At 63.9% G+C, this 14811-nt stretch carries 17 protein-coding genes and 2 pseudogenes; 4 read left to right on the forward strand and 15 right to left on the reverse strand.

Features of this window, described 5'->3' with window-relative positions:
* The 3 genes and pseudogenes from AKJ13_RS30595 to AKJ13_RS19630 all read left to right on the forward strand — a co-directional run.
* A pseudogene (locus AKJ13_RS30595) lies at positions 1–580 on the forward strand (IS5 family transposase); the annotation flags it as partial.
* Positions 581–757: 177 nt separating this feature from the next.
* A pseudogene (locus tag AKJ13_RS33275) lies at positions 758–838 on the forward strand (transposase); the annotation flags it as partial.
* Positions 839–896: 58 nt separating this feature from the next.
* Positions 897–2110, forward strand: a protein-coding gene (locus AKJ13_RS19630; RefSeq protein ID WP_144426309.1) for an IS3 family transposase whose coding sequence is annotated in 2 segments (ribosomal slippage) — positions 897–1176 and positions 1176–2110 — 1215 coding nt in all. Because the reading frame shifts where the segments join, the coding sequence is not laid out codon by codon here.
* Here AKJ13_RS19630 and AKJ13_RS31945 read toward each other — a convergent pair.
* Positions 2107–2268 (reverse strand): hypothetical protein, encoded by a 162-nt coding sequence (locus AKJ13_RS31945; protein ID WP_160320617.1) that lies wholly within the window; start codon positions 2266–2268, stop codon positions 2107–2109. The two genes, AKJ13_RS19630 and AKJ13_RS31945, sit on opposite strands and share 4 nt — an antisense overlap.
* 107 nt (positions 2269–2375) lie before the next feature.
* Here AKJ13_RS31945 and AKJ13_RS19640 point away from each other — a divergent pair.
* Positions 2376–3516, forward strand: a protein-coding gene (locus AKJ13_RS19640) for an IS3 family transposase (RefSeq protein ID WP_144426310.1) whose coding sequence is annotated in 2 segments (ribosomal slippage) — positions 2376–2656 and positions 2655–3516 — 1143 coding nt in all. Because the reading frame shifts where the segments join, the coding sequence is not laid out codon by codon here.
* Between the two features lie 88 nt (positions 3517–3604).
* Here the strand turns inward: AKJ13_RS19640 and AKJ13_RS19645 are convergent.
* From AKJ13_RS19645 to AKJ13_RS19705, 14 genes are all read right to left on the reverse strand, one after another.
* A complete protein-coding gene (locus tag AKJ13_RS19645) occupies positions 3605–4954 on the reverse strand; it encodes an HlyD family type I secretion periplasmic adaptor subunit (protein ID WP_082317030.1) in 1350 nt (449 codons plus the stop codon).
* Entirely contained in the window at positions 4954–6663 is a 1710-nt protein-coding gene (locus tag AKJ13_RS19650) for a type I secretion system permease/ATPase (protein ID WP_050734883.1), read from the reverse strand. Before AKJ13_RS19650 ends, AKJ13_RS19645 begins: the two co-directional genes overlap by 1 nt.
* Positions 6664–6934: 271 nt before the next feature.
* Positions 6935–8314 (reverse strand): glycoside hydrolase family 16 protein, encoded by a 1380-nt coding sequence (locus AKJ13_RS30600; protein WP_082317031.1) that lies wholly within the window; start codon positions 8312–8314, stop codon positions 6935–6937.
* Positions 8315–9228: 914 nt separating this feature from the next.
* A complete protein-coding gene (locus AKJ13_RS19655) occupies positions 9229–9414 on the reverse strand; it encodes a hypothetical protein (RefSeq protein ID WP_144426311.1) in 186 nt (61 codons plus the stop codon).
* A 349-nt stretch (positions 9415–9763) separates the two neighbouring features.
* Positions 9764–10312 (reverse strand): hypothetical protein, encoded by a 549-nt coding sequence (locus AKJ13_RS19660; RefSeq protein WP_050734885.1) that lies wholly within the window; start codon positions 10310–10312, stop codon positions 9764–9766.
* The gene (locus AKJ13_RS19665; RefSeq protein ID WP_144426312.1) at positions 10309–10542 is read right to left on the reverse strand and encodes a hypothetical protein; all 234 of its coding nucleotides are present in this window, start codon (positions 10540–10542) and stop codon (positions 10309–10311) included. The genes AKJ13_RS19660 and AKJ13_RS19665 overlap by 4 nt, the downstream gene beginning before the upstream one ends.
* Positions 10543–10592: 50 nt before the next feature.
* The gene (locus AKJ13_RS19670) at positions 10593–10979 is read right to left on the reverse strand and encodes a hypothetical protein (protein ID WP_050734887.1); all 387 of its coding nucleotides are present in this window, start codon (positions 10977–10979) and stop codon (positions 10593–10595) included.
* A 6-nt stretch (positions 10980–10985) separates the two neighbouring features.
* Positions 10986–11141: a hypothetical protein gene (locus AKJ13_RS31950; protein WP_160320618.1), complete on the reverse strand. Its 156-nt coding sequence runs from the start codon at positions 11139–11141 to the stop codon at positions 10986–10988.
* Positions 11142–11158: 17 nt separating this feature from the next.
* Complete coding sequence (locus AKJ13_RS19680; protein WP_050734889.1) at positions 11159–11467, reverse strand: 3TM-type holin; 309 nt, start codon at positions 11465–11467, stop codon at positions 11159–11161.
* A 4-nt stretch (positions 11468–11471) separates the two neighbouring features.
* On the reverse strand, positions 11472–12128 hold the full coding sequence (locus AKJ13_RS19685; protein WP_244471663.1) for a glycosyl hydrolase 108 family protein: 657 nt from the start codon (positions 12126–12128) through the stop codon (positions 11472–11474).
* A 459-nt stretch (positions 12129–12587) separates the two neighbouring features.
* Complete coding sequence (locus AKJ13_RS19690; RefSeq protein ID WP_050734891.1) at positions 12588–12785, reverse strand: hypothetical protein; 198 nt, start codon at positions 12783–12785, stop codon at positions 12588–12590.
* A 26-nt stretch (positions 12786–12811) separates the two neighbouring features.
* Positions 12812–13750, reverse strand: a complete 939-nt coding sequence (gene argC, locus AKJ13_RS19695) for an N-acetyl-gamma-glutamyl-phosphate reductase (protein ID WP_050734892.1) — start codon at positions 13748–13750, stop codon at positions 12812–12814.
* An 87-nt stretch (positions 13751–13837) separates the two neighbouring features.
* Entirely contained in the window at positions 13838–14320 is a 483-nt protein-coding gene (locus AKJ13_RS19700; protein WP_050734893.1) for a YidB family protein, read from the reverse strand.
* A gap of 261 nt (positions 14321–14581) precedes the next feature.
* Positions 14582–14785, reverse strand: a complete 204-nt coding sequence (locus AKJ13_RS19705) for a CsbD family protein (protein WP_007565845.1) — start codon at positions 14783–14785, stop codon at positions 14582–14584.
* Positions 14786–14811: the final 26 nt, after the last annotated feature.

The following is a 14811-nucleotide window of genomic DNA, read 5'->3' on the forward strand; positions in this document are numbered from 1 at the left end:
CGGGCGTCTGGCCCCGCCTGCATCAGAAGTTGCTGGGGCGACTTCACGCCGCCGGTCAGCTTGACTGGAGCCGGGCCAGCCTGGACAGCGCATCTGTCCCGGCCAAAAAAGGGGCTCTGCGACCGGCCCGAACCCGACGGATCGCGGCAAGCCGGGCACCAAGCGCCATCTCGTCGTCGATGCCCGCGGCACACCCCTCGGCCTGACCTTCACGGGGGCCAACCGCCACGACAGCGTGATGATGGCCTCGACCCTCGATGCGATCCTGCCGGTGCGCAACGGCCGGCGCGGGCGCCCACGCCGCCGTCCCCACAAGCTTCATGCCGACAAGGCCTACAACGCCCGTGCTCGTCGCCAGGAGTGCCGCGCCCGCGGGATTGTACCGCGCATCGCCCGACGCGGGATCGAGACCAGCGAGAAGCTCGGTCGCCATCGCTGGGTGGTCGAGCGAACCCACGCATGGTTCAACCGCTTCAGACGCCTGCCCGTCCGTTACGAGCGCTGTGCCGATATCTATGAGGCTTTCACTCGCCTCGCAGCCAGCCTCATCACTCTCAACCAAATCAGGCGGTTCTGTTAGGCGCTCTTAGTAGACCCGTGGAGGGCGAGGTAGCTGGTCCCGTGGCCGCTCGGCCCCGCCCCGATCTGCTCACGGGGCGGGGGAGCGTCCGATCTCACTGACGTCCCCCCATCGCTTTGGTCCAGCGTGAGTGCGAGTTTTCCGGTTGTGTGAGACCCTGATGGGAGGAGCAGAGCTGTGAAGAAGGGCAGGTTCACTGAAGAACAAATCGCCTTCGCGCTGAAGCAGGCCGAGACCGGGACACCGGTCGCGGAGGTGCTGGGATTGCCCCGGTTTGGTGGACACCGAGACCGCTTTCGCGTGAGGTGTTCGTCCGATGCCCAAGACCCGTCCCGCATACCCCGCCGAGTTCCGCCGGCAGATGGTCGATTTGGTCCGCGCCGGCCGTGATCCCACCGATTTGGCTCGCGAGTTCGAACCCTCGGGCCAGACCATTCGGAACTGGGTCGCCGATGTCGACCGTATCGAGGGGCGTCGGGAGGAGAAGCTCCCGGGTGCCGATCCCGGCCTGACGACGGCCGAGCGCGACGAGCTCGTCCGGCTACGGCGTGAGAATCGGCAGTTGAAGCTGGAGCGCGATATCCTCTCTCGCGCGACAGCCTGGTTTGCGCGGGAGACCGGAGTTCTGCCGTCGGGGTCTTCCGGTTCATGAGCGCCAACCAGGCCGACTTCCCGATCACGGTGATGGCGCGCACCCTCGGCGTGTCGAAGGCCGGGTATTATGCCTGGGCCGGCCGGCAGCCCTCGGCGCGACGCGTGGCGGACGTTGCCCTGCTGAAGCGGATCCGCACCGTCCATCTCGGCTCGCACGAGACCTATGGCGCGCCGCGCGTCCACGCCGACCTGCGCGAGCAGGGCGAGCGGCATTCCCGCAAACGCATTGCCCGGCTGATGCGCGAGGCCGGCCTCGTCGGGGCCAGCCATCGGCGCGGTGGCCCCATCACGACGCGGCGGGACCGGGAGGCGCGTCCGGCTCCCGATCTCGTCGACCGCAACTTCGCCGCCGCCGCCCCGAACCAGCTCTGGGTGGCGGATATCACCTATGTGCCGACTGCTGCCGGTTTCCTCTACCTCGCCGTCGTACTCGACGCCTTCAGCCGCCGGATTGTCGGCTGGGCGATGGCCAATCACCTCCGGTCGGAGCTTGTCCTGGACGCCCTGGAGATGGCCGTCGCCCAGCGCAGGCCCCGCGACGTGATCCATCATTCGGACCAGGGTTCACAATACACGTCGCTAGCCTTCGGCCGCCGCTGTCAGGAAGCGGGCATGCGACCCTCAATGGGCTCGGTCGGCGATGCCTACGACAACGCCATGGCCGAGAGCTTCTTCTCGACCCTCGAATGCGAACTGCTCGCACGTCGTCGCTTCCGCTCGCAGGCCGAGGCACGGATGGCCTGCTTCAGCTACATCGAGGGCTTCTACAATCCGCTGCGTCGGCACTCCGCGCTCGGATACCGCTCGCCCGTCGTCTACGAGCAGGAAACCCAGCCGGACCCGTTACCCGGGCCCCTATTCAGCCAAGCCCCCTAACCGTCCACAGAAACGGGGCAATCCCAGAGTTCCTTCCTGGCAAACGCCTCAAGGCGCTCGCGCAGCATGGGGATGCGGCCGAGCTTCACCAATTGCCCATCGAGGAGCGCCACAGCCTCGGCCGCTACCCAGTGGATGTCCATGCCGATGATCCGCATAGCCTCCTCCTTGGTCCAACAAGGTTGAGGGAGCTGGCGGGTGACCTGACCGGCTGGCTTTGGACCGGGCTGATTGAGAGGATCAGCTTGGACCAGAGGAGTTGGGGATGAAGCGAGGACAGAGGCCAAGTGCGGAGCAGGTCGTGCTGATGTTGCGCCAGATCGAGGTGCAGACGGTCCAGGGAAAGAGCATCGCCGGTGCATGCAAGGAAGCGGATGTCTCAGAGCAGAGTTACTACCGCTGGCGTAAGGAGTACGGCGGCCTGAAAGTCGATCAAGCCAAGAAAATGAAGGATCTGGAGCGCGAGAACGCTCGATTGCGGCGGCTGGTAGCCGACCTGTCCTTGGAGAAACAAATTCTGGCGGACGTCGCCTCGGGAAACTTGTAGCCCCGAGCGACGCCGGCAGGCGGTCGACAGCATCCGGGAGAAGTACGGCTTCTCGGAGCGTCACGCCTGCCGGATCGTCGGCCAGCATCGGGGTACGCAGCGCTACGTGCCCACCGTGCCGGCCGACGAGGATGAGCTGACCCGCGCCATCATCGCCCTGGCGTCCGAGTACGGGCGCTATGGCTACCGCCGCGTCACCGCGCTGCTGCAGGCAGCCGGCTGGCAAGTGGGCAAGGACCGGGTTCAGCGCATCTGGCGTCGCGAGGGGCTCAAAGTCCCTAGCCGACAGAGGCCCCGCAGCCGCCTATGGCTGAACGACGGCTCATGCGTGCGGCTACGACCGCTCCACCGCAACCATGTGTGGAGCTTCGACTTCGTGCAGGCTCAGACCCACGACGGCCGAAGCCTACGCATCCTGACGCTGATCGACGAGCATAGCCGGGCGTGCCTGGCGCTGAAGGTGGCACGGCGTATCAACAGCGTCGGCGTGATCGAGGCGCTGGCCGATGCCATGTGCCTGCACGGCATCCCCGAGCACATCCGCTGCGATAATGGCCCTGAGATGATCTCAAAGGCGCTGCGCAACTGGGTCGCCAAGACGGGGCCACAGATCCAGTACATCGCGCCAGGATCGCCGTGGGAGAACGGGTACTGTGAGAGCTTCAACGGCAAACTTCGGGACGAGTGCCTACGCCAGGAAATCTTCTACTCGCTGAAGGAGGCGCAGATCGTCATCGGTCTATGGCAAACCACGTACAACTGCATCCGACCGCATTCGTCGCTGGGCTATCGGCCGCCCGCGCCCGTCAGCTCCCCGGATCTGGCCTTCCGGCTACCCATGGCCGCTACCATGCAGTAATCTCGCAACTGGCCCGGTCCAAAATACCGGTCAGGTCAGTCACAGCCAAGCCCAAGGCTCAGGCCCCGGCGAGCGCTCGGTCCGGGTCTCAGCGTTCGCGCCACGCTTTCGCGATCTGATCGGCGAGCGGCTTTGTAAGATAGCTGAGCACGGTACGCTCGCCGATTTGCAGGAACGCCTCCACCGGCATGCCTGGCACCAGACGCACATCACCCAGGCGAGTCAGCTCCTCAGATACCAGACCAATACGAACTGTGTAGTAACTCTGTCCGGTCTTTTGGTCGGCCGTGACGTCGGCCGATACCCTTATGACAGTTCCATCGATCTCGGGGGTTGTGCGCGCGTTGAACGCCGAGAACCGTAGCACTGCTTTCTGCCCTAGACGCAGACTGTCGATGTTTTGCGGCTGAACGCGAGCCTCCACAGTCAATCGATCCGCGTCTGGTACGATCAACATCGCCGGCTCCGACGGTGTCACAAGGCCGCCGACCGTATGCACACTCATCTGGTGCACCACTCCGTCCTGCGGGGCACGCAGGTCGATCCGTTTCAGCTGATCCTCGGAGGCTACTCGCTTCTCGACCAGCTCCGACCACTTGCCCCGGATCTCAGCCAGGTCTTTGCCTACCTCGGTTCGCATGTCGGTATCGACCTGCAGGATTTGGAGATTGGTTTCGGCGATCTTGCCTCGGGTCGATGCAATTGTGGCGGTCAGCTGCCCGCGTTCCCCCTCCAGTCGGGCCGCGTCCCGCTCCAGCGCGGTGACCCGCGACAGTGGCACGAGGTTCCTGGCATAGAGGTCGTGCACGCCCTTCAGTTCGTCCCCGATCAGCCGCATCTCTCGAGCTTTAGCCACCGTCTGCTCAGTCAGCCCGGCAATCTCCTCCTTCAGCTGAGCCGCGCGCTCTGACAGCTGCGCGCGTTGACCTTCACGACTGGCCAGCCGCGCGGCAAACAGGCGACTCTCGCCCTCGACCAAGGCTGAGATTTCTGGACTGGCCGCCTCCCGCGTCAGCAAGTCGCGCGGAAACACCACCGCGATTGCGCCGTCCCGCTCCGCTTCGTCGCGGGCCCGCCGCGCGGCGAGTTCGTCGAGCGCCTTGCGGGTGATGTCGAGAGTGGCCCGCGTCTGTGTTTCGTCCAGGCGCACCAGAACGTCGCCCGTTTTGACGTGATCACCGTCCTTGACCAGTAGTTCGCCCACAACACCGCCCGTAGGGTGCTGCACCTTTTTGACATTGGACTCCACCACCAGCTGACCCGGCGCGATCACTGCGCCAGCGATTTGTGTGAACGTCGCCCAGCCGCCAACGCCGGCCACTAAGGCTAGGGACACCACCCCGGCCAGAAACAGATGCCGGCGAATATCGGCACGAGGGCCCAACGAGGGTTCAAGCCCGGATGCAGCCTCGAACTCAACAATCAAGGACGAGGTCATCAAGCGCTCCGCTCTGCCACTGGGGCCGGGCGCAGCACGCGCTTGAGCACCTCGTCCTTCGGTCCGAACGCCTGCACCCGGCCGTCAGACATAATCAGGACGTGATCGACGGCGGCCAGCGCGTTCGGACGGTGGGCCACCACAACGCATATTCCGCCCCGCGCACGCACGCCGAGGATCGCCTGCGTGAGGGCATGCTCGCCCTCGGCGTCGAGGTTGGCGTTGGGCTCGTCCAGTACCACCAGGAAGGGCTCGCGATACAGTGCGCGCGCGAGGCCGAGCCGCTGGCGCTGACCCGCCGAGAGACCTGCCCCACTTTCTTGTAAAATTGTGTCGTAGCCAGTGGGCAGACCAACGATCATCTCGTGTGTCCCCGCTGCTTTCGCTGCCGCAACGATTGTCTCGGCCGGAGCATCGGTCTCGAATCGACTGATGTTCTCCGCAATCGTGCCAGCGAATAGGCCCGGCTCCTGCGGTAGGTATCCCAGCTGAGCTCCGAACCGCTCGGGTGACCATTGCCGGAGATCCGCTCCGTCGAGTTGGATCCGCCCTCGCACCGGCGTCCAGATCCGCACTAGGGCCCGCACGAGGCTCGACTTGCCGGATGCTGAGGGACCGATCACCCCGAGAGCTTGGCCTGCGGAGAGGCGGAAGCTGGCGTCGTGCACGGCCATGCGGTTCCCGCCCGGCGGCATCACGCTGACGCCCTCAACCGCTAAACTCGCTCTCGCCATAGGCAGGGCGAGAGGAGTTGACGTTGTGGCAGCGCGCTCCAGCGCCCGCGTTAGGCGGGCCCAACTCTGCCGAGCGGTCACAAAGCCCCGCCAATTCGCAGCGGCCAGCTCCGCCGGTGCAAGCGCACGGGACACGAGGATCGAGGCAGCGATGATGATGCCGCCGGTGGCTTGGTTGTTGATTACTAGCCATGCACCGAGCGCGAGCACGCCGGACTGCAGTGCCATGCGGGTGGCCTTCGATACGGCACCCAGGCCGCTGGCGAGATCGGAGCTGCGCTGGTAGGCGCGCGTATACGCCTCGCTCGAGGAGGTCCAGCGTCGACATAGACGCGCTTCCAGGCCCAGTGCCGTTACGGTTTCGGCGTTGAGCCGCGCTGCCTCCGACAGAGCAGACCGTCGCGCCGCATGAGCAGTTGCACTACGGGTCGGCCCCCTTGTGGCGAGGTCGACGATGAGGGTTAGGCCAACCAGTAGTGCAGCACCGCCCACGGCGGCTGCGCCGATCAATGGGTGGAAGAGGAAACACAGCGCGACGTAGGCCGGCAGCCAGGGCAGGTCGAATAGGGCGGTTGGTCCGGGGCCGGCTAGGAAGCTGCGTAGCTGATCGAGGTCGCGCAGTGGTTGAGCCGCTTCCTCAGATCGCGCACCGTACAAGGGCGCTCGAACGCTGATGCTGAAAGCGCGCGGGCCGATCTCTGCGCTGAGGGCGGCGCCGATACGAGCTAGGATGCGCGCCCGCAATGCGTCGAGAACACTTTGTGCGGCGTAGAGGGTGATAGCTAAGACGCACAGACCTAGGAGACTGGGCACCGAGCGACCGGGGATGACCCGGTCGTAGACTTCCAGCATGAAGAAGGAGCCAGTCAGCGTGAGCAGGTTCACCAGCCCGCTGATGCCGGCGACCCCTGCTAGGGCGCGCGAACTGCGCCAAAGCGCAGCGCTCAACTCACCTGATTCGCACTTATGGACCATGCTTCCCTCAGCAGCCAAAGAAGGCGCTTCGAGACGCACCTTCTTCGTGGGCTTCCGCGCAATGAAAACCCCACTGCGGCAGTCACGCCCATTTGTGAAAATCATGGGCTGCTTAACCAACCGTTAAGGCCGGAATGGTCGGGAGATTAGATTAGGCTAGATGGTTTTATCTGCTCTGTGATTACACCAAACGTGAATTTTATTGACGCTGAAGGCGATGTGATCATGAGCTTTATAAGTCAAATGGCACCACCGACCTCTCCCCTTTCATCTACGCAAGGTGGCGACCCTCCTCTGCGCCCCACTCAAGGTAGTGCAGCAACGGGTCGAGATGGGCGGCTGCCACGTCAGCATTCGCTGAAAGATACGCGTTCGTATTGAACAATGACGAAGGATTTCGTCCTTCGTGCCAGCCATATTGATCATATTGAGTAAGTGGATTAATTTTTGCTGCCGCGACATCGCCATTGAATTCCAAGTACCGATTTGTATCGAAGTAAGCGTTAGGATTGCGTCCTTCGCGCCATCCATAATTATTGTAATGATTTTCCGAGTCAAGATGGGCTGCCCAAACATCATTGTTGCAGGCGTAATAATATATATCGTCCACTAAAGGCGAATTGCCGGATTGATGGATGCTTCCGTCAGAGAACACTAGAGTTCCTACGCTCGTCAGATCTGTTTTTGTTCCATCTGGCGCGATCATTACATCGTGGCCACCTTTAAAATCAAATTGTGCTTCTGTAAACTTGAAGCCGTAATTTGCGGTGGATCCGGGAGTAACGTGGAGCAGGTCATTGACACTTTCGGAACCACTCCCACCGGTGCTTCCACCGGAAGTACCCGTCGCAGGAGTTTGTGGCAAAGGCGGTGAACTGAGATCTGAGTTGCGGGAATATGCTCGAACGTAATCTATGTGTGATGTTAACGGGACGCCTGCTATATCTGAGTTATTGTCGCCCGACCCCTGAGTCGCAAGATTGACTAGCAAATACATCGGTTTGTGCATATCGGACGGTGTAGACTGCGAGCCAATCAGGCTACCGTCGACATAATAACTAATCTTATCGGCCTGCCAATCCATTCCAAATGTATGATATCCGTCTGGGTGCGGCAAGTTGCTGAAAACCTGTCGGTTGTCCTGCCACGGAATGCCATTCTGTGGATCTGTGGTATGGATCCCGCTGTAAACTCCTTGGTCGTAAGATCCGTAGTGTTCCACTATGTCGAGCTCTTGATGACCTCCGGCGTTGTTTGGGTCTGGCGTCTGATGATTCGGCAGGAGCCAGAACGCATCCCAGGCTCCCGGTTGCGCTGAGAAGTCGGCGCGAATTTCAAAGTAGCCGTAGGTTTGAGAGAAATTGCCCTGCGTTGTTAATAGGCCGGACTCCCAACTGCCTGGATAACCAGATGATGTCCGATCCGGAACCGCCGTAATCGACAAAACGCCATCATGAATTTTGAATGGATCATACCCAGAGCTTGGATCCACAAACGATGAGTGACCAAATCCAATGTCAGAGTTGGTGTCGAACCGCCATTCCGAACGGATGTCCGCCCACGTAGTTCCGGCACCCGTCTGCGAGATGCTACGAGTGTTAAACTCGTCAGCAAAGGTCAGTTTGTAGCCTGTCAGATTGAGCGACGTCATCGAACACACCCAAATCCCCTGGAGTAAGCAAATTTAGGTTAAGACAATTAAGGTTTGGTTTTGATCCTTACGTCTTGCTGTGTGTGTAGGCGATTCTTGTCTGCGCCGACGATGCCAGGGAGCATCGTCGGCTTACCCGAGGGCACCGATGAACCCCGCGATGAGGCAGGCGCAGAATTAGGATGGCAGTGCAGACTCAGGCTTCAAACAACCGTCGTTCGCTGCACCTAACGCGCACGTCAGATGCTTCCGCTTGTCCCGTTGCGAGCCGGGCAGGCTGCTCCATTAAAGCACGAGCAAAGGTCGCGATCAGCCGCCTGCGTTCGATGTAGTATCAGCTCCGATGGCCCAACGAGGTCTACGTGGCTAATCGTCATCCGCTTGCCCTTACTCGCAGCTTCACTGCTGGTTCTGCCCGCGCCCGCGCTGGCTCTTTGTCGCTGCACGTGCGTCCGGGGCGAGATGAGGCCGGTCTGCCAGCACACTGACCTCATGGTGCCGATCAGTCAGGGCTAATGCGAAACGAACATTCGCCCCGATCGCGTTGTCACGCCTTTGGCCGGCGGCCGATAGGAATTCGCCCCTGTCTCGGCCTCTAGGCCTGCGCCTACTGGCCTGGAGTCCTCGAATCCAGATCTGGACACGAGCACCAACGGGGAGCCTCTAGGTACGCCGGGTCAGCTCTCCGACAGCGTTGATTCAGCTTTCCGGGGGCGGCGGATCGAGCTCTTCTGGGGGCGCTGCGAGCGGACGCTGAGCAAAGGAAAGCCCGCGTCGGCGAACCGGGCGGGCTTTCAGATCCAACTGGTCGGGGGCGAGCCAGCTGGATCTGGGCCGCTTCTAACGAACTAGGGTTAAAGAAAAGCCCCGCGCGGCGGCTGCCGGCGGGGCTCAAGGCTCGGCAGGGGGGCATCTCAGCTCTTCGGCCGACCAAGCTTCCCGAGGCGGCTGTGTCGCCACAGGTTCTCGGATAGCTCGGCGTCCGCAACCGAAGCCTTCGCCGGATCTATCTGGCTGATGAGCGTGACCCCGACCGGGTCGAGGTCCCACTCGCTACCGATCCGGCGCAGCTTGACGATCCGCTGCCCGTCGAACGCCACCTGGACTGGCTCCGCATCGCGCTTGGCGAACGACGCCCACCACAATTCTTGACGTTGACTCACAACTACTCCGCAACAGCTTACGTTGGATTCCCTCCGAAAAATGCTAGTTCACGTTATTCTAGGCATCTTTCTTCAAATTTCGCTTCATTGTAGGGGTAATCTGGAGCGGCTTGCTTAGCGGAGAAGCAATCTTATTAGAACATTGTATGGTATGTTGAAGGCTTAACTTACGGCTTCGTTACGGATGGGACGTCTATTTGTTGAGACGGTGCGAGCCCACGAGAAAAAGGCCCGTTCGGGGGGGCGCCGGCGGGGCTGAAGGTGGTCTTGGAGGCGATGGTAGAAATCAATCTGGTACGTCGGGATGCTCAGCGAACCAGGGCTTCAGCGCTCCGACGAGGCTGTGCATGTCGGGCGCGCTCGCCATGAAGCCGATGCCGACCAGCACTCCGATCGCGACCGCAATTCCAAGCCGAATCCAGTTCGGCCGCGGAATGTCGTCCTCGACGCTGTGCTTTGCGGTCAGGTGCAGGGTGCCGCCGAGGATCTGGAGCCAGAGGAACCAGCCGTTGATGTTCGAGTCGAGCATCCACTGCGGCTGACCGCCTGACGCCCAGATCAGCACCCACCCGGCCGAGCCGGCGACGCCGAACCATGACAGGACGATGCCGAGGATGAGCTGCCCGCTGTAGGACGGCCAGGGCGTGCGTAGCGCCTTCACGATGCCAGGCAGGAGCGAGATGAAGACGGCAATCGCAACCAGCGTTCGACCAATGCGCAGAAACTCGTTTTGAGGTTTGATCGGCACCCACGGAACGACGGCCCAGAACCCAAACATCAGGACCAGCCCAACCCATAGCGTGCGGCTGCGGAGGATTTCGGTGACCGCCTTCATCGCGACTTTCTCAGCAGCTCTCGCGTGGCCTCGGCGACCTTGAAGGCAGCCTCGCCAACCTGCGGACGATCCGTCAGGCGATCGCCGGATCGCCCCTCGATGCGGTGGATGGTGGCTTCCATCGAGGAGGCCCGGCTGTCAGGCGCCATCGTGACCTGCACGAGGGCTCGGCGCCGGCTCTTGTTGGCGTGGACGCTGGCCGCAACGGCGCGCGTGAACTCCGCATGCACGTCCTTTCGGAGCGCCGCCGGCAGCACGAGCCCGAGAACAGACTTCCACGTCATGGGAGGCGCCCCTCTAGCCGTCGCTTAATCTCTTCCTGGTTCTTCAGGATCTCGACGCCGCGTGAGGCTGCCGCTTGAGCGGCAAGCTCGGTCTGATGCGACAGCTTCTCGACACCGTCATCCGTCGCCTCGAGCGTGGTCGTCAGGGCGGTGATCGTGAGGTTACCGGCGACCGTTGCGGCCGTGTTCGCCTGAAGCGCGGTGACCACCTCGCGCATGATCGAGGTGCTGAGCCGATCGAGCTTCCAGAACAGGAAGGCGATCGCGAGCCCGAGGATCACGCAGACTGCGCCGAGCACCTTGTACTGCAGGAGGATGTCGCCGGCCTCCAAGGCGGCCTTGATCGCCTCGGCCGTCTGGGCGTGCGCTGCGGTGATGAACACGAGCGGTCAGCGCTTCGGCGCGATGGCGGGCGCAGCCGTGCCCTTCTGCTTATCGTAGGAGCGCAGACCGGCGATCCCGAGCATGCCGGTGAGCACCGTCATCAGCACCTCGGACGGCGGCGCCGGCGGCATGGGGATGCGGATGGAAAAGGCTGCATTCACGATGCCGGTCAGCCACGCTAGGAGCGGCTGCAAGAGGGCGACGTAGAGATCAGGCCTACGCCACAGCCCCAGCTGACGAACGACCGCCACCCGCCAACGAACAACGATGGGTTCTGCGCCTCGGCCGTGTTGGTCTCGGCCTGGGCCTTGGCGATCTCGGCGGCAGACTGCGCGACCGCGGCTTCCCGGTCAGCAACCAGCTTCTGCATCTCGATCGCGGCCTGCGCCTGCTGCCCCGGATCCGGAATGAAGCGCCCGATGATGTTGGTGATGCCCTCGATCACCGCAGGGGCTGCGGTGAGAGCTCCGATGATACCGGCGGCCATATGGTCAGCTCCTCTTCTCAGGTGGGAGGTTGGTGCGCAGATTGGCCAGGATCCTGCCGAAGAAGCTGGATTTCGCCGGTGCTGGCGGCGTGGCCTGCGCCGCAGGCGATCCGCTGTTGCGTGGTGCTGGCGCAAACACCGGCGACGGAAGCGGTTTCATCTCGACGGACACCGTCGGCGCAGCGAACGCCGCAAGCGCCATCGCCTCAGCGCGAACGCCTTCGACGCGCGAGGTCCAGTCCTTGCCGAACGTCGGCCAGGTCGAAGCCGCCGCAGGAAGGCGAGACGATCGGCACAGATCCGCTCGATGGGCTGGCCGGCATCCTTGGAGGATGCCGGCCAGCGTCAGCGGGCCGAGCTTGCCATCATCCGCCACGCTCAGCGCACGCTGAAGCGACGGGATCACTCGGCCTTTGCCCGAGTTCACCGCGAAGTCGAAGACGTAGTAGTCGCCCCCAGGCGGCAGCTCGTCGCCGTGCACAGCGTTCCAGTAGCTCTGACGGTAGATCGGCGCCACGGCCGCCTTGGCGAGCGCCTTCACCTCGGACCCGGTGGCCGGCCGACCGAGCCAATTCGACAGCGTGCCAATGGTGACGCCAAGGTTCGTAGCGCCGCCCGGATCAGCGGGGTTATCGACGCACCCGCCCTCATGCACAAGCACGAGCGCTAGCGCCCGCTTGAAGTTGGCGGCTGCTATGTGGTCCTCACGATGTCAGTGGTGGCAAAGCGTCAGCGGCCGACGGCCGCGATGGCGCATCCGTATGTGGCCAAAAACAGCGGCGTCAGCGGTCGACCTGCGTCAAATGAAGGTTGCGTAGCCGACTTGCGCGGAACGCTGAATACAGTGATGCTCACCGCGCCAGCTGACGGTGATCGGCGGCACTGGAGGAAACAATGCCACATTTCCGAGTGCGCCATGTGAGCGGCCAGTCGGCCGTTTGGTCTGGTCATTGTGAGACGGCCGAGATAGCGCTTCAGTCGGCTCTATCGACCGTCGGATCTGACTACCAAGCTGAAGATCTGAAACAGCTAAGCAGAACTCTCTCTGTAGAAGTTGCGGGCGCTGTTCAGGCATTTATCGATCCGCTTATGCCTTACGGCGGTGTCTACTTCGATCCCGTCACGACGTATGGAGAGACATGGCGGCGGTGATGTTTGCCGCATTGGCGACGGGCGTATAGAGCACCCGAAGGCTGTCCATCTGCGTCGGTATCTCAAGCTGGATCGGCGTATTCGCAGCGGTGACCACCGCGCTGGCGAGGATGCCCCCTACCTGAGAGAACGGCGTCGCGTCGTTCGACTCCTGGATCTGCAACATGCCGCTGGTGGCCGTGGCGATGACGCTCAGGCGTCGAGCGCGAGCATCAGCCCGAGATTCTGTACCGCTGCCCCGGAGGCACCCTTGCCGAGATTATCGAGGCGCGCCGCCAGCACCGCCTGCCGGTGCTCGGACGAACCGAACACCCGCAGCTCCAGCCGGTCGGTGTCGTTGAGCGCTTCGGGCTCGATCTTCTCGCCCGTCTCTCCGGTCACCACCTGGACCAGCGGCTGGCCGGCATACCAGTCGCGCAGGGCCGCCTCGAGATCGGTGGCGGCGGGCTTGCCCGGCAGCGCGTCGAGGTGGAGCGGCACGCTCACCAGCATGCCCTGGCGGAAATTGCCCACGGACGGCACGAAGATCGGCCGCCGGGTCAGCCCGGTGAACCGCTGCAGCTCCGGCACGTGCTTGTGGGCGAAGCCGAGGCCGTAGAGCAGGAACGGCGCCGCGCTGCCCCGCTCGTAATCCTCGATCATGCCCTTGCCGCCGCCGCTATAGCCGCTGACCGCGTTGACGCTGATCGGGAAATCCGCCGGGATGAGGCCGGCCTCGACCAGGGGGCGCAGGAGCGCGATGCCGCCGGTCGGATAGCAGCCGGGATTGGCCACGCGCCGGGCGCGGGCCACGGCGGCGCCCTGCTCCCGGGTCATCTCCGGGAAGCCGTAGGTCCAGCCGGGGGCGACCCGGTGGGCGGTGCTGGCATCGAGGATGCGCGGGCCGCCGCCGGGCAGGCTGTCGGCCAGCGCCACCGTCTCCTTGGCGGCCTCGTCCGGCAGGCACAGGACCGCGAGGTCGACCTCGGCGAGCAGCGCCCGCTTGGCCTCGGGATCCTTCCGGTGCTCGGGCGCGATGCTGCGCAGGGTGACGCGGCCGTCGCGCTCCAGGCGCTCGCGGATGCCGAGGCCGGTGGTGCCGGCCTCGCCATCGATGAACACGATGGGCCGCGTCGCTGCTTCGCTCGCCATGATCCGTCTCGCAGGCCAGAATCACACCCGGCCGTTACGCCCCGGAGGTGGCGCCTGCGGGCGGCGCTGTCAACGCCACCGCACCGGTCAGGTCGGCAGGCGGCCGTCGGGCGAGTAGCGGTCGATCGCCGAGGGCAGCTCGCGGGACAGGCGCGCCAGGAGCGCCGCCCGGCTGAGCCCGGTCTGCTGGGTCAGGTGGTCGAGGGTCTCGGGGCCGATGGCGCGCTCGAGATCGGTCTCGGGGATGTCGCGGTTGGTGCCGTGATTGATCCACGAGGTCGCGGTCTCGCCGTGCCCGCCCTTGGTGAAGTGATCGACCAGCTCGCTGAGGCCGTTGGCGATCAGGCCGCCGACCCCGGCCGAACCGGCGCCGCCCAGCAAGCCCCCGAGACGGGCGAAATTGTCGGTCCCGGTGCTCGCGCTCGCGGGATTCGGCACGGACGGGACCGGGGACGGGCTGGTCCCGTGATCGTGGCCCTTCAGCAGCTCGGCGAGCTTGTCGCGGTTCTGGTAGCCGGCCAAAGCCAGCAAGCCCAGCAACGCGGTCATCGAGGGGTAACCCTTGCTCATGGCGTGTCCTCTCTGGTGTCCGCCTGTCTGGCCTGAGGTGCGGACCCCGGTCGGCGGATCATCCCGGGGCCTGCGCGCTGTGTCAGCGGGGGCGGCGCGACGGAGCCGCGGACCGGCCGGCGACGCGGCGGCTGACATAGGCGATCAGCTTCGGCAGGACGAAGATGGTGAGCAGCTTGCGGATCATCGGTGTTCTCCGTGGTTGTCGGCGGCGGGAGCGGCCGGGCGGACGCTCCCGGGGTTCACGTCACGTCGGGCGGGTCATTTCCTGCCGGCGACGGAGTCGACGACGCTCTTCACGCCGTCTTTGGCCTCGCCGACCGTGCGCTGGCCCTCGCCCTTGAGTTCTTGCGCCTTGCCCTCGACCACGAGCTTGTCGTTGCCCGTGGCCTTGCCGGCGGCCTGCTTGACGTTGCCCACGGCCTCGTTGGCCAGGCCCTTCAGCTTGTCGGTGGTGCTGCTCATCGTGGCGCTCCGGTTGGGGTGGAAGG

The organism is Methylobacterium sp. ARG-1 (assembly GCF_001262595.1).
In the GTDB taxonomy this organism is placed as follows: Bacteria; Pseudomonadota; Alphaproteobacteria; order Rhizobiales; family Beijerinckiaceae; genus Methylobacterium; species Methylobacterium brachiatum.